At 56.5% G+C, this 13,471-nt stretch carries 13 protein-coding genes; 10 read left to right on the forward strand and 3 right to left on the reverse strand.

Annotated elements, in window-relative coordinates:
- Nucleotides 1-24: 24 nt before the first annotated feature.
- Nucleotides 25-1,112 (reverse strand): IS3 family transposase gene (locus PQU95_RS01615; RefSeq protein ID WP_272750403.1). Its coding sequence is split into 2 segments (ribosomal slippage): nt 25-860 and nt 860-1,112, totalling 1,089 coding nucleotides; the frame shifts between segments, so codons are not numbered across the junction.
- Nucleotides 1,113-1,339: 227 nt separating this feature from the next.
- Between PQU95_RS01615 and PQU95_RS01620 the strand changes: the two genes are divergently transcribed.
- The gene (locus tag PQU95_RS01620) at nt 1,340-2,338 is read left to right on the forward strand and encodes an HD domain-containing phosphohydrolase (RefSeq protein ID WP_272750404.1); all 999 of its coding nucleotides are present in this window, start codon (nt 1,340-1,342) and stop codon (nt 2,336-2,338) included.
- Nucleotides 2,339-2,607: 269 nt separating this feature from the next.
- Here PQU95_RS01620 and PQU95_RS01625 read toward each other — a convergent pair whose 3' ends face one another.
- A complete protein-coding gene (locus PQU95_RS01625; protein WP_272750405.1) occupies nt 2,608-3,975 on the reverse strand; it encodes a heavy metal sensor histidine kinase in 1,368 nt (455 codons plus the stop codon).
- On the reverse strand, nt 3,972-4,658 hold the full coding sequence (locus PQU95_RS01630; RefSeq protein WP_017507083.1) for a heavy metal response regulator transcription factor: 687 nt from the start codon (nt 4,656-4,658) through the stop codon (nt 3,972-3,974). Before PQU95_RS01630 ends, PQU95_RS01625 begins: the two co-directional genes overlap by 4 nt.
- 187 nt (nt 4,659-4,845) lie before the next feature.
- Between PQU95_RS01630 and PQU95_RS01635 the strand changes: the two genes are divergently transcribed.
- The 9 genes from PQU95_RS01635 to PQU95_RS01675 all read left to right on the forward strand — a co-directional run bounded on the left by PQU95_RS01635 (nt 4,846) and on the right by PQU95_RS01675 (nt 13,208).
- The gene (locus PQU95_RS01635) at nt 4,846-5,928 is read left to right on the forward strand and encodes a TolC family protein (RefSeq protein WP_272750406.1); all 1,083 of its coding nucleotides are present in this window, start codon (nt 4,846-4,848) and stop codon (nt 5,926-5,928) included.
- Nucleotides 5,929-5,939: 11 nt separating this feature from the next.
- A complete protein-coding gene (locus PQU95_RS01640; RefSeq protein ID WP_272750407.1) occupies nt 5,940-7,328 on the forward strand; it encodes a multicopper oxidase family protein in 1,389 nt (462 codons plus the stop codon).
- Between the two features lie 23 nt (nt 7,329-7,351).
- A complete protein-coding gene (locus PQU95_RS01645; RefSeq protein WP_272750408.1) occupies nt 7,352-7,828 on the forward strand; it encodes a cupredoxin domain-containing protein in 477 nt (158 codons plus the stop codon).
- A 59-nt stretch (nt 7,829-7,887) separates the two neighbouring features.
- Entirely contained in the window at nt 7,888-8,229 is a 342-nt protein-coding gene (locus PQU95_RS01650) for a copper-binding protein (protein ID WP_272750409.1), read from the forward strand.
- A 69-nt stretch (nt 8,230-8,298) separates the two neighbouring features.
- A complete protein-coding gene (locus PQU95_RS01655) occupies nt 8,299-8,778 on the forward strand; it encodes a c-type cytochrome (protein WP_272750410.1) in 480 nt (159 codons plus the stop codon).
- Nucleotides 8,779-8,986: 208 nt separating this feature from the next.
- Nucleotides 8,987-9,256 (forward strand): metal-sensing transcriptional repressor, encoded by a 270-nt coding sequence (locus PQU95_RS01660; protein ID WP_147683135.1) that lies wholly within the window; start codon nt 8,987-8,989, stop codon nt 9,254-9,256.
- Nucleotides 9,257-9,268: 12 nt separating this feature from the next.
- Entirely contained in the window at nt 9,269-10,387 is a 1,119-nt protein-coding gene (locus PQU95_RS01665; protein ID WP_272750411.1) for a nickel/cobalt efflux protein RcnA, read from the forward strand.
- 59 nt (nt 10,388-10,446) lie between these two features.
- Nucleotides 10,447-10,914, forward strand: coding sequence for a hypothetical protein (locus PQU95_RS01670; RefSeq protein ID WP_272750412.1), 468 nt, complete (start codon nt 10,447-10,449; stop codon nt 10,912-10,914).
- A 311-nt stretch (nt 10,915-11,225) separates the two neighbouring features.
- The gene (locus PQU95_RS01675) at nt 11,226-13,208 is read left to right on the forward strand and encodes a methyl-accepting chemotaxis protein (protein WP_272750413.1); all 1,983 of its coding nucleotides are present in this window, start codon (nt 11,226-11,228) and stop codon (nt 13,206-13,208) included.
- Nucleotides 13,209-13,471 lie beyond the last annotated feature (263 nt).

The following is a 13,471-nucleotide window of genomic DNA, read 5'->3' on the forward strand; positions in this document are numbered from 1 at the left end:
TTTTAAGGGGAGTCAGAAGTAGAGCTACGCGGCCATGGCCAGCCGCTGCTTTGGTGTAATGCCGCCCAAGGCCATATTTGGGCGCTCATGATTGTAAAGCCAGAGCCAACGGGTGGCGTAATCCTGTACCTCAGCGACTGACTCGAACAGGTAGTGGCCTAGCCAGTCGTAGCGAACAGTACGGTTAAAGCGTTCGACATACGCGTTTTGCTGTGGCTTGCCGGGCTGGATGTGGTCGAGCCGCACGCCGTTTTTCTGCGCCCACTCGGCCAGTCTCTGACCCACGTACTCCGGTCCATTGTCGCTTCGAATGGCGATCGGCTTGCCCCGCCATTCAATCACTTGGTCCAGCGCACGCACCACCCGCTCAGCAGGCAAAGACAGATCAATCTTCATTGCCAGCGCCTCGCGGTTGAAGTCATCAATGATGTTGAGTAACCGGAAACTACGCCCATCGGCCAGCTGGTCATGCATGAAGTCCATCGACCAGCACTGGTTGATTGCCTCGGGCACCACCAGGGGTTCAGGCTTCTCGCGCACGATCCGTTTGCGCGGTTTGATGCGCAGATTGAGTTCGAGCTCGCGATAGATCCGGTAGACCCGCTTGTGATTCCAGCGGTAGCCCTTCACATTGCGCAGGTATAGAAAGCACAGCCCGAAACCCCAGTTGCGTTGATTGTGCGTCAGGCGAATCAAATGGTCGGCGATTTCGGCATTTTCCGCTGAGCACTTCGACTGGTAACGATAGCAGGTTTCACTGATACCAAACGCCGCACACGCTACGCGAATGCTCGTGCCGCAGTGCTGCACTGCCTGGTGTGCCATCTCGCGTCGGCGAGATGGTTTCACCACTTTTTTTCGAGGGCTTCCTTGACGATCTCGGCCTTGAGCCGCTCTTCGGCGTACATCTTCTTCAGCCGAGCGTTCTCGGCTTCGAGTTCCTTGAGCCGCGCCATGAGCGACGCATCCATACCGCCAAACTTGGCTCGCCATTTGTAGAACGTCGCTGAACTGATGCCGTGCTCTCGGCATAACTCCGGAACCGGCTTACCAGCCTCTGCCTGCTTGAGCACCGCAATGATCTGGCTGTCCGAAAACCTTGATGTCTTCATCTGGTAAAACTCCCTCGATTCGAGAAAATTCTACTTCTAACGCCGCTGGTTTTCAGGGGGGGATTACCAGTAAAATGCACCCCATGAATGCGAGGGTCAACAGCGATCAACATGGGTAGTCGCCATGGTGGGCATGGTGTCATGGTTGACATTGCACTGTATTGGCATATTGTTGTAGTCGGGATTGGTTTCGATAAATTTAACGTATGGCAAGGCTTCTCATGAGAATGACGGTGTTGATTGTCGATGACAATCCGGCCAACTTGATGGTGCTGCGCCACTTGGTTGGCCGCATAGACCATTGCGAGCCAGTCACGATGCAAGACGCACTCGCTGCGTTGGCATGGTGCCGCAATAACACCCCGGATCTCATCCTGACCGACTACATGATGCCTGGCATGGACGGCCTGGCGTTAATCCAGGCGCTGCGGGCCATGCCGCATATTCACGACATCCCCATCATCATGGTGACCACCAGTGATATGAAGGGGGTGCGCCAAAGTGCGCTGGAGGGTGGGTCAACCGATTTTCTGACCAAGCCGGTAGACCCGCCGGAAACCCGTGCCCGTATCCAGAACCTGCTGCAGCTGCGTCGTGCCCAGCGCCAGCTGCGCGAGGTGGCGGCACAGGATCTGGTGATCCGCCTGTCGCATATTGCCGAATCGCGAGACCCGGAAACCGGGCGGCACATTGAGCGCATGGCCTACTACGCCCGCATTATTGCCAGTGGCTTGCAGTTGGGGCTGGAAATCGAAGAGCGTATTTTTCTGGCGGCACCGATGCACGATATCGGCAAGGTGGCGATTCCGGACCATATCCTGCTCAAGCCGGGCAAGCTCACCCCGGAAGAGTTTGACATCATGAAAACTCACCCCACGCGCGGGGCAGAGTTTCTGCAGGACAGCGAGCTGCCGCTACTGCGCATGGCATACGATATTGCGCTGGGCCACCATGAAAAGTTTGATGGTAGCGGCTACCCCTCAGGCTTGCGCGGCGAGGCCATCCCGTTGGCCGCACGCATCGTGGCCGTGGCCGATGTGTTTGATGCGCTGACTTCGGCCCGTCCTTATAAACCGGCCTGGGAAATAAGCCGTGCACTGGATTTTATGCAGAGTCAGCGGGGTGTGCATTTTGATCCTGCCGTGCTGGACGCCTTCATGGTGAGCCTGGAGCAGGTACTGGATATCCAAGCCCGCCTTCGAGATGACGCTTTGCCTGAATCCTGACGCATTCAATGGCCTGGGTCTGCTGGACATGACGGGCAGGGGCTTGATTTCGCAGATCAAGCAGGCCTGGGCCAAGACACTTGGTATCTCGTTAAGTCAGGCTGCTGAACTGGTTAGATCTGGGCAACCTAGTGTGGCTTACCCTTAAACCAGAATGTAAGCGAGCACCGTGCATGTCAGCGCAGGTCGAAATATCTCGCAATCTAGGTCGCAGGTATTGAAACCACTGGCTAGAGCTGTTTTTGTTTGCTGATTCAGTCGGCTAACTATCAGTTAGGAAGTCGCAAGGTAAAGCAATTCACACCCGTGGCTGAGTCGACGGTAATGTGCCCACCGTGCAGCTCGACAATCGACCGGGTAATGGCCAAGCCCAAGCCTGCGCCATCGGACTCCCCCGCGACGCGTGCAGGGTCTGCTCGGTAGAACCTGTCAAACAAGCGCGGGATGGCCGCTTCGGGTATGGCGTCCCCTTCGTTGCGTACCTGGAGGGTCCTACCGGTAGCGTCTTCTGCCATGACGATGCTGACGACACTGCCGGGATAGGCGTGGCGCAGTGCGTTGGACAGCAGGTTGCTGAGTGCCCGTCTCAGCATCAGACGGTCACCTTGCAACTGACTGTGACCCGTTTGCTGCAAGCAGATGTCTTTCTCTTCTGCTAACGCGTCGTAAAACTCGAACAGTGCCGCGACTTCATCCTCGATGACAATCGTCTCGCGGCTAGGCAAAACCAGACCATGCTCGGCTTTGGCCAGAAAGAGCATGTCTGACACGGTTCGGGCAAGGCGCTGAAACTCTTCTGCATTGGATGCCAGTATCTCTCGATACGCTTCCGCGCTACGCGGTTGGGCGATGGCGACCTGTGTTTCGGTCAGCAGATTGCTGATGGGCGTACGCAACTCATGGGCCAGATCGGAAGAAAATTCAGACAGTTTGTGAAAGTCGTTCTGCAGCCGGCGCAGCATGGCATTAAGGGTGTGCGCCAGGTCGGCCATTTCTGGTGGCACCGAGTCAACCGGCATTTGTGCGTCCAGATGTTGCCCGGTGATTTGCTGCGCTTTGGCTTTCATGTCACGCAGCGGGGCCAGACCATTGTGCGCCACCCACCAGGCCAGCAAACCGCCCAATAACGCCGAGAAAACGATGTATCCCAGCAGTGAGTGGCCGACGGTATGCATGAAGTGCTCATGCCTTTTGGTGTCAATCACGGCGCAGATGGTCAGCTCGGTCCGTTGCTGGTCGGCCAGTTGCCCTGTACCGCACAGGCCATGGTAGTTGGCACCCTTGTGCTGCCAGCTCTGCATGCTCTGGTTGGTGCTGGGCCGGGTATCGGGAAAGTAAAATCCTGCTGGCACGGGGGAGGTGTACACCGGGTAGCCCAGACGCTGTAATTGCACGTAAAGGTCGCGGTGGTTATGTACCACGTCATCGAGCCGGGTAGCCAAAGCGCCAAGGTTGGCCGTGGTGCGCATGACTTCCTGAATCAGGCCAATCTTGTCGCGCAGGTCATCTGCATCTTGCTCATCGAAGTGGCGATTCACCATCACGCCGACCAGCATGCCCAGGCCTGCCAGTAACAGAACGGAGACCAGCGCGTACAGCAATGTCAGTCTGGCCGTGAGTGACAGACGGTACGTCATGCATCCGTCTCCGGCACTTCCAGTACGTAACCCATGCCGCGTACGGTATGAATGAGTTTGGGTTCGAAGCCGTCGTCAATTTTTACCCGCAACCGGCGCACGGCCACATCGATGACATTTGTATCGCTATCGAAATTCATGTCCCACACCTGGGAAGCGATCAGGCTACGCGGCAGGACCTCGCCTTGGCGGCGCATGAGCAGTTCCAGCAAGCCGAACTCTTTGGCAGTCAACGTAATCCGCTTGCCTTCGCGACAGACCCGTCGCCGTAGCAGGTCCAGCTCCAGCCCGGCAATCTGCAACGTTGTCGTCTCTTGCTGGCTGCGACCACGGCGCAAGATGGTGCGTACCCTGGCCAGCAATTCTGCGAACGAAAAGGGTTTGACCAGATAATCGTCTGCGCCCAGCTCCAGGCCCTTGACCCGGTCCTCTACCTGGTCGCGTGCAGTCAGGAAGAGGGTCGGCATGGTTTTATGCCGCAGCCGCAACTGCGTCAGCACTTGCCAACCATCCATGGTAGGCAGCATCACGTCCAGAATCAGCAGGTCATACATCCCCTCCAGGGCAAGGTAAAACCCCTCCTGCCCGTCTTGTGCCAGATCCACCGTAAAGCCGGCCTCGCGTAGCCCCTGGCGCAAATACTCCCCGGTCTTGAGTTCGTCTTCGACAATCAGAATTTTCATCGCCATTCCCGTATCAAGCCGACAGTTTGCCATTTCCCGCGAAGGAATGCGCCAGATGACAGATTTGTAATCTGACTGTCAGTTTGTTGTTGGCTGCCGTCGGCCAGACTAGGCGTACTGAATACGGACCTGATTTTCTGCCAACGCGACGCAAGGTTTGGGCGGTGGCAGAAAAGGAGAGTGGAGTATGAATAAACACACAACATGGCTGGCCATCCTGTCACTGCTGGCCAGCCTGGCGCAGGCACAGCAAGCCCCGGAAAGCGAGTGGCGGCAAGCCAACCGGCGCGTGGCCGAATTCCCGCGCGGGCATGCAGATGTTTTGAAATGGGAACAGCAGCAGGCAGTCGCTGCCGTGCCGACTGTCACCAACGTTGCCCCATTGCGGATTGGGCAACTCGCCGAGGGCGTACGCCTTGCTTGGCAAGCTCACCCTGAGCTGGCGAGATCACTGAACCAGCTGGGCGCCGAGCAAACCGAGCTGCTAGCGACTGGGCAGTGGCAGGCCTTGTCGCTGACACAGTTGCGCCGAGTGGAAGACGCCGCAGAACTGATCGAGATTGCTCATGGTTCGCGCAAGGTTCTGCTCGCCGCTGTTGCCGCTACACAAGCGCAGCCGTATCAGCATCAAATCCTGAAGGCCGCCGAAGCCGCATCCGAGCTGGGTGAGCGTATGGCGAAAACCGGTAACTGGAGCCAGCTACAGGCGGCGCAGCGGCAGCTGATTCATCTTGATGCGCAGCAGCAGTGGCAGCGCGACCAGTATGCCGTGGCGCAGAACGAGATGGCGGTACTCAAGACAATGCAGCAATGGGCTCGCACCACCCCACGCAGCTTGCAGCTGCCAACCGCACTGCCCGAACTGCCGGTTACCCCATTGAGCGAGCAAGCCATGCAAAGCCGGCTGGCTCAGGTGCGAGATACGCTGCCTCAGCGTGAAAAAGTCACCGCGCTTCCCAATGCAGAGATGGCCTACCGCGCCTACCGTACCGCCCATGCGCTGGCTAGCAAACAGCAGCAGATACAGACATTGAAGCAGTTTGTGTATGACGAAACGGTGCTGCGTTACAACGGCATGCTGATGAATACCTGGGAATTGCTGGACGAAGCGCGAGCCTTGGCGGAAGCAAGGGTCCGGGCCATCAACGCCATTCGCGACTTCTGGCTGGCAGAGGCAGACCTGCAACTGGTTCTGCTGGGTGGTCAGCCCGAAAGCTTTGTAACGTTGGCCGCAGGCAGCGGCGATAGCCCTGCTGCTGCGGGACATTGAAAGGATAAGGCATGAGTATTGATCAATCCCGCCGCCAATTTTTTGCGGGCGCTGCCACCGCCGTCGTTGGTGCTACTGTCGCCCGTTCGGCACTGGCTACGTTACCGGAGCCCGTCATTCAGACCTCGGTAGAAACCGCGCCACCACTCATTCCCGATACCGGCCGCCCGTACAACCCGGTGGTAACCCTTAATGGCTGGACGCTACCTTGGCGAATGAACAATGGCGTCAAGGAGTTTCACCTGGTCGCCGAGCCGGTAGAACGCGAAATGGCCCCCGGCTTTACTGCCCAGCTGTGGGGCTACAACGGGCAGAGCCCGGGGCCGACCATTGAGGTTGTCGAAGGTGACCGCGTACGTATCTTCGTCACCAACAAGTTGCCGGAGCATACCAGCGTGCACTGGCATGGCCAGCGCCTGCCTAACGGCATGGACGGGGTGTCCGGGCTGACCCAGCGCAGCATCAAGCCCGGTAAAACATTTGTTTACGAGTTCGAAGCACGGCGCCCGGGAACATTCATGTACCACCCGCATGCCGACGAAATGGTTCAGATGGCCATGGGCATGCATGGTTTCTGGGTCACCCACCCCAAGGGCAAGCACCCGCTGATCGATGAGGTCGACCGTGACTTCTGCTTCCTGCTTAATGCCTTTGATGTAGAGCCCGGCAGTAAGACGCCCAAGGTCAATACCATGACCGATTTCAATATCTGGGCGTGGAACAGCCGCATCTTCCCGGGTATCGATTCGCTGAATGTGCGCCTGAACGACAAGGTGCGCATCCGGGTGGGCAACCTGACCATGACCAACCACCCGATCCACCTGCATGGCCACGAGTTCCTGGTGACCGGCACTGATGGCGGGCCAACACCCAAATCCACCCGCTGGTACGAAGTCACCACTGATATTGCCGTCGGCCAGATGCGCCAACTGGAGTTCATTGCGGACGAGGAAGGCGATTGGGCCATCCATTGCCACAAAAGCCACCACACCATGAACGCCATGGGGCATGACGTACCAAACATGATTGGTGTCGATCACCGGGGACTGGTGGGCAAGATCCAGCAAGTAGCACCGGATTACATGCTGATGGGCGAGCGTGGCATGGCGGATATGGGGGAGATGGAAATGCCGATTCCCGATAACACCGCACCCATGATGACCGGGCAAGGCCCGTTTGGCCCGCTGGAGATGGGGGGCATGTTCAGCGTGCTGAAGGTGCGCAAAGACCAGCCTGCCGGCAGCTACAAAGACCCGGGCTGGTTTCAGCACCCGGCGGGTACGGTGGCGTACGAATACCGGGGGGAACTGCCTGCGGCCTCACGTCAGCCCGCTGCGGCCAACCCGGCCGCTGCCACGGTAAAAGCCAAAAAACCGGGGACAACGCCCGGTCACCACTAATCACACCCTCAGGAATAAACCACATGAAAACCACCCGCCAATTGATCGCCATTGCCTTGCTGGCTAGCGTGGGGATTGCCCCAGCCTGGGCTGCCGGCAGTCATGCAGGCAGCCATGACGAATCTGCCATTGGTTTGCCGGGTAAGGCTGCTAATGTCACTCGCACCATCCAGATGGACATGTCTGACAACATGCGCTTTTCAGCGCCGTTGATTCGTGTGAAGCAAGGCGAGACTGTCCGTTTCGTTGTGCAAAACCTGGGCAAGGTAAAGCACGAGTTCAGTCTGGGGACAGAAAAAGAGCTGCTTGAGCACTACGAGCAAATGAAGAAATTTCCGGACATGGAGCACGACGAGCCCAGCAAGGTATCGCTCGCTCCGGGTGCCAAAGGCGAGGTGATCTGGCAGTTCACCAAGGCAGGTACGGTTCACTTTGCCTGCCTGCACCCCGGGCACTACGATGCCGGCATGAAAGGCTTGGTCAAAGTAAACAAGAAGTAAAACCATGCGGGCGAGCAGAAAGCCTGCCCGGCGTATTGATGTTTGAGGAGTATGAAACCATGACCATTCGTACCGTGTTTTTCGCTACCGCTTTGGGGTTGGCTGCGTTCAGCCCTGTCGTTCAAGCTACCCAGCACACCATGGCAGGCAGCCACATGAGCGCCAGCAATCACATGAACATGATGGCTGACGGTGAAGTCCGCAAGCTGGACCTGGCTGCCGGCAAAATCACCATCAAGCATGGCCCGATTGCGCATATGGACATGCCAGGCATGACCATGGTGTTCACCGCCAAAGACAAGGCATTGCTGGGTAAGGTCAAGGTGGGGGACAAAATCCGCTTCATGGTCAGTCATGAGGACGGCAAGATGATGGTTACCGACATCCAGCCAACCAACTGATACCCGTGCGGCCGTGTCACCACGGCCTTTTTCACCTTGCAGGATGTCGACTCAATCATGTCGTTGCTGATGTCTAAACCGAAAATGGCCTTCATCGTGTTACTCGGGCTGGTGGCTACAGGGGTTGCCGTTTATTTGACGACCGATCGCGGACCGGTGGCACAACCGTTTGCACTACGCCCGGATGATGCGGCACTGGTGACACGTGGCCATCAGGTGTACCTGGAAAACTGCGCCAGTTGTCACGGCAGCGAGGGTGAAGGGCAGGCGAATTGGCGTGAGCGTAACGCGCAAGGCATGTTGCCGGCGCCGCCACACGATGAAAGCGGCCATACCTGGCACCACCCGGACGAGATGCTGTTTGCGCTGACCAAGTACGGCGTTGCCAAGGTGGCCAATATGCCGGGCTACCAGTCCGCCATGCCAGCATACGAAGGCAAGCTCAGTGATAGCGACATCATCGCGGTGTTGTCCTGGATAAAAAGCCAGTGGCCAGAAGAAACGCGCAAGCTACACGATCAGGTAAATCAACGCGCACAGGTAAAGTGAGGGCATTGCCATAGCCTTTAGCGAGGCTTTAGTTTGGTGTCCGATTGCCATCAGGTTGCTGATTAGAGAGTGCCATGATGGCTATTGCCTTTGGTGTGGCATTTCTTTTTGCTCGAACAGCCCATCACCTCTCTGTACTAGCCACTGCTTTTTATTAAATCCAGTCGCTACTTGCTTGCGTATATCCCCCCAGGTAGGATGCTGAGCCATGAGCACACATACTTCCCATCCCGACATTATCAAGCGGCTCAAGCGTGCCGAAGGCCACCTCAGGAGCATCGTCACTATGCTCGAAGAGGGGCGCAGCTGCCTGGAGATCGCCCAGCAGCTACAAGCCGTAGAAAGCGCCGTGACTAATGCCAAAAAGACGCTGGTTCACGACCATATCGAGCACTGTCTAGAACACGCTGTGCGCGAAGGCGCGCAGACTGCAGACGATACCCTGCGCGAATTCAAAGCCATCACCAAATACCTCTGAGGCGCTACCTGCATGACTGAGTTTGCAACCCTTCTGCAGCAGGGCAATGCCTGGCTGTTTGTCCCTAGCGCCATCCTGCTGGGGGCGTTGCACGGTTTGGAGCCGGGCCATTCCAAGACCATGATGGCCGCGTTCATTGTGGCCATCCGCGGAACGCTGGGGCAGGCGGTTTTGCTAGGCCTGTCGGCGACCTTGTCGCATACCGCCGTGGTGTGGGCCGTGGCCATGACTGGCCTGTACTTTGGCCAGAACTGGGACCCGGGCAAGACCGAAGCCTATTTTCAGCTGGCATCTGCCGTGATTATTGTTGGTGTAGCCGCCTGGATGATCTGGCGCACCTGGCGCAACCAGCAATGCGCGCACGCCCATGACCATCATCACGACCATGACCATGATGAAGGCCAGACTATTGATACCGGCCACGGCAAGGTAAGGCTGCAGGTTTTCCAAGACGGCGTGCCGCCTCGTTTTCGCTTATATCACGCAAGCCAGCGCGGCCATGTCTGGGCGGCTGAACATATCCGCGTGGAAACCCTGCGCCCAGATGGGCAACGGCAGGCTTTTACTTTTGTGCCGCGAGATGGTTTTGTGGAGTCCGAGCAGCTCATTCCCGAGCCGCACGAATTCGTGGCGCGCCTGAGTTTGGGGCATGGGCAGCATAGCCACGATTACGAAGTGCAATATGTAGAGAATGGCCACGATCACGCTGTTAATGACTCGGATGGCCTGAGCATATCGGCAGACGGTTACCAAGACCCGCACGAATTAGCCCATGCAAACGATATCCGTCGCCGCTTTGCAGGCCGGGAGGTGACCACCGGCCAGATTGTCATGTTTGGCCTAACGGGCGGGCTGATTCCGTGTCCGGCTTCTATCACTGTCTTGCTGCTATGTCTGCAGTTGAAGAAAGTCGCACTGGGTGCGGTGCTGGTGCTGTGTTTCAGTATTGGCCTGGCGCTGACCATGGTGGCTTCTGGGGCGTTGGCCGCACTCAGTGTGCGCCATGCCCGAAAACACTGGGGCGGCTTTGGGGATTTTGCGCGTAAAGCGCCGTACTTCTCTGGTGGCTTGATCATGCTGGTGGGGCTGTACGTGGGCTATCACGGCTGGCTTGCGCTGCCAGTGGCCTAGCAATGCACCCGCAAAGATTGTTCTGTGATGCGATGCAAGGTCTGTCTATGGATGCCGCGATGATGAGCGAAGCCGATGATGCACCGTGGCAAATCGTCATGGCGCAATTGCCATTGGCTTTTGGCCTGGCGGGTCATAATTTTCTTGTGCTGCTGGATGGCAACGTGCATGTAGCATCAGAAATCAATGGCTTGGCCATAGGTCAGAATGGCAGCGTGCGGGCTATAGGCTGGCGGCTTGGCGACCGATTGCGGGCGGTGGTCAGTAGCGGTAGTTGTTACTATCAGGAAGCTTTGGGCCAAGCTGTGCTGTATGTAGGTCCGCGGCAGGCTGCCATGCGGCTGTGGCTGAAAGCCGAAGAGAAAGCATGCGCCATCAACGCCCTGGCCCTGAAATATCCGTTTTTAGGGTGCGGTAAAAATAGCAACTCCGTAGCCAGCACCTTGATCCATGCCATGGGTCTGGCAGAGTGCCGGCCTTCCCGGTCAGCAGTCATCGATTTTGGCCGTGGCAGGATATTGGTTTAATCACTTTCAAGCTGTTGTCGTGCGGATAGCAAACAAGCGACTTCTTGCAAACAGGCTGTTCTGGCATGTGACATGCCAGAACAGCCTTTGTCAGGAAGCATTTGCTTGTTCCATCTATAGCCCACGGCCTAGGTGGATAGTTGTGGGCTGGGTTGTTGGAAGAGGGAGAATGGAACAGGGCTGGTCTGACGTATTTGGCCTGTTTTTTGCCATTTTTAATATAAAATAATTATAAGTCATTCACTTCGCTGCTCCGTCTATCGCTGTGCAGCCTGCCGCTTTACCATGTCTTCACCTCTCAGGAGCCTTCCATGCTTTCCAGACTAGGAATTGGCCATAAATTGCTGTTACTTGTCTTGCCTTTCGGTGGTGCGGCGTGTGTATTGGGTGTGACATTGTCACTGCAGCGCTATGAAGTGTTCTCTGAAATGCGCAGCGCACAGGAGCTGGTTGCTGTTGCAACGCAAAGCGCCAACCTGATTGATGGTTTGCAGACCGAGCGAGGATTAAGTAATGGCTATCTGAGTGGTCAGGGCCCCTTGCCGGACAAGCTAAAAGAAGCCAGGCAGAAAACCGATCAATCCCTTTCCAGTTTGGCAGGGGTGGTCGGAACGCTATCTGCTGGTGACCTGGCTGGTAGTAGTCAGCGGGTGGTGACTGATGTGCAGAACCTGCTAACCAAGCGCGGGTTAGTAGACAGCCGCGGGATCCCGGCGACAGAGGCTTTTGCAGCCTATAGCGAGCAAATTGATGCCCAACTTGCCTTAATGGCTAGCCTTGGTCGAGCTACAGATGCTGGTGATGTGATTCGCTACAGTACTAGCCTATCTAATCTGTTGTGCGTAAAAGAGTACGCTGGGCGTGAGCGGGGCTTTGTGAATGGCTTGTTATCGGGTGGGCCAATATCTCTTGCTGGACTTGAGCAAGCTGCAAGCTTGCAGGCACGTCAGGATATGTGTGCCAGCCAGCTATTACTTCTATCGCCAGTGTATATCAATGATGCAATGCGACCGTATTTGCAATCCGATGCGGCTACGGCACTCAAAGCCTTGCGCCAAGCTTTGCACGCAACCGAGCCGGGCACTGCCGCCTCAATAGAGCCTGAGTTATGGTTTACTGCGGCTACTGCACAGATCGTTCAACTGAAAAAAGCACAGGACGATTTACTGTTAAGGTTGAGTAATACAGTAGAGCAGCATCAGGACGATGCGAGTCGCAGCCTGATCGTAACGCTGGCCTGTTCCGTGGTGTTGCTGGTGCTGTTGATTTTTGGTGGTGGTGCGGTATATCGCAGCATCCGTTACCCGATAGTGAGGCTGTCCGGCTTGATGCAGGATATGAGTCACAATCTTGACCTGGCTGTGCGTGCCAAGCTGGAGGGGAGTGATGAAATCGCCGGCATGGGCCAAGCATTCGACCGGTTGGTGAGCGCTTTTGGTGAAACTCTGAAAGATGTGAAGCTCAATGCCCACCAGCTTGTAAAAGCTTCTGATGCCTTGCAGGCGGTCTCTGCTCGCGCGGCGAATGCTGCCGAGGCGCAAAGCACCTCTTCGTCGGGTATCGCTGCTGCCGTTGAACAAATGACCGTCGGCATTGCTTCTGTTAGTGACAATACGCGGGATAACTTACAAGTCGTGCAGCAAATGCAAGAGGGCGTCAATGTTGGCCGTCACCGTATGCAAGCGACTGCCGCTGCGATGACACAGACTGCTAGCAGTGTGGAGGGGGCGGGGCAGGTCATACAGGATTTGGCCGAGAAGTCGCAAAATATCCGGCGTATTATTACCGCCATACGCGAGATTGCTGATCAGACCAACCTGCTGGCATTAAATGCTGCTATCGAGGCTGCACGAGCAGGGGAGATGGGACGTGGTTTTGCCGTGGTGGCTGATGAGGTGCGCAAGCTAGCGGAGCGCACTGGGAAGGAGACCGTGGAAATTGCCAGTCTGATAGAGACAATGACAGCCGGTACGAATGATGCATCCAGCCGAATGCAGCAAGCACATAGTCAGATGAGTGAAGGGCTGCAGCTGGTGCAGGCCAGTCTGGACGAGTTGGGGCGTATTCACCAAGAGGCTGACCTTAGCGCAAGTAAGAGCCAAGACACTGCAGCCGCCATGCAGCAGCAGTCGGCTGCCAGCAATGAGGTAGCTGTTAATGTCAGCCGTATTGCATCACTGGCAGAGGACAATGCCGCTATTGTGGATGAGGCAGCCCAACTGGCCAACCAGCTGAAGCAAACTGCTACTACCTTGGTTGGTTATGTTGATCGCTTCAAGCATACATCCAGCTAGCCGCTATCTATCGAATCAACAAAAGCGCACTGTTCGCAGTGCGCTTTTGCTTTTATATAGGATCGTGCTGTTTGCCGATTGGGTCTATCTTATTGTTAGATATGGTGTTTGGTAGTCGTCTCTGGCGTGTGCTGATGATTTTTCATGACAAAGAGATTGGGTGTGGCGGGTAGTGGCTTGATGTTCTCAGATCAAGCAAGCTTGTACCAAGACACTAGGTATCTCATTTATGCAGGCAGCTGCGCTGGTTAGATCTGGCCTGT

The organism is Vogesella aquatica, from assembly GCF_028548455.1.
Taxonomy (GTDB): domain Bacteria; phylum Pseudomonadota; class Gammaproteobacteria; order Burkholderiales; family Chromobacteriaceae; genus Vogesella; species Vogesella aquatica.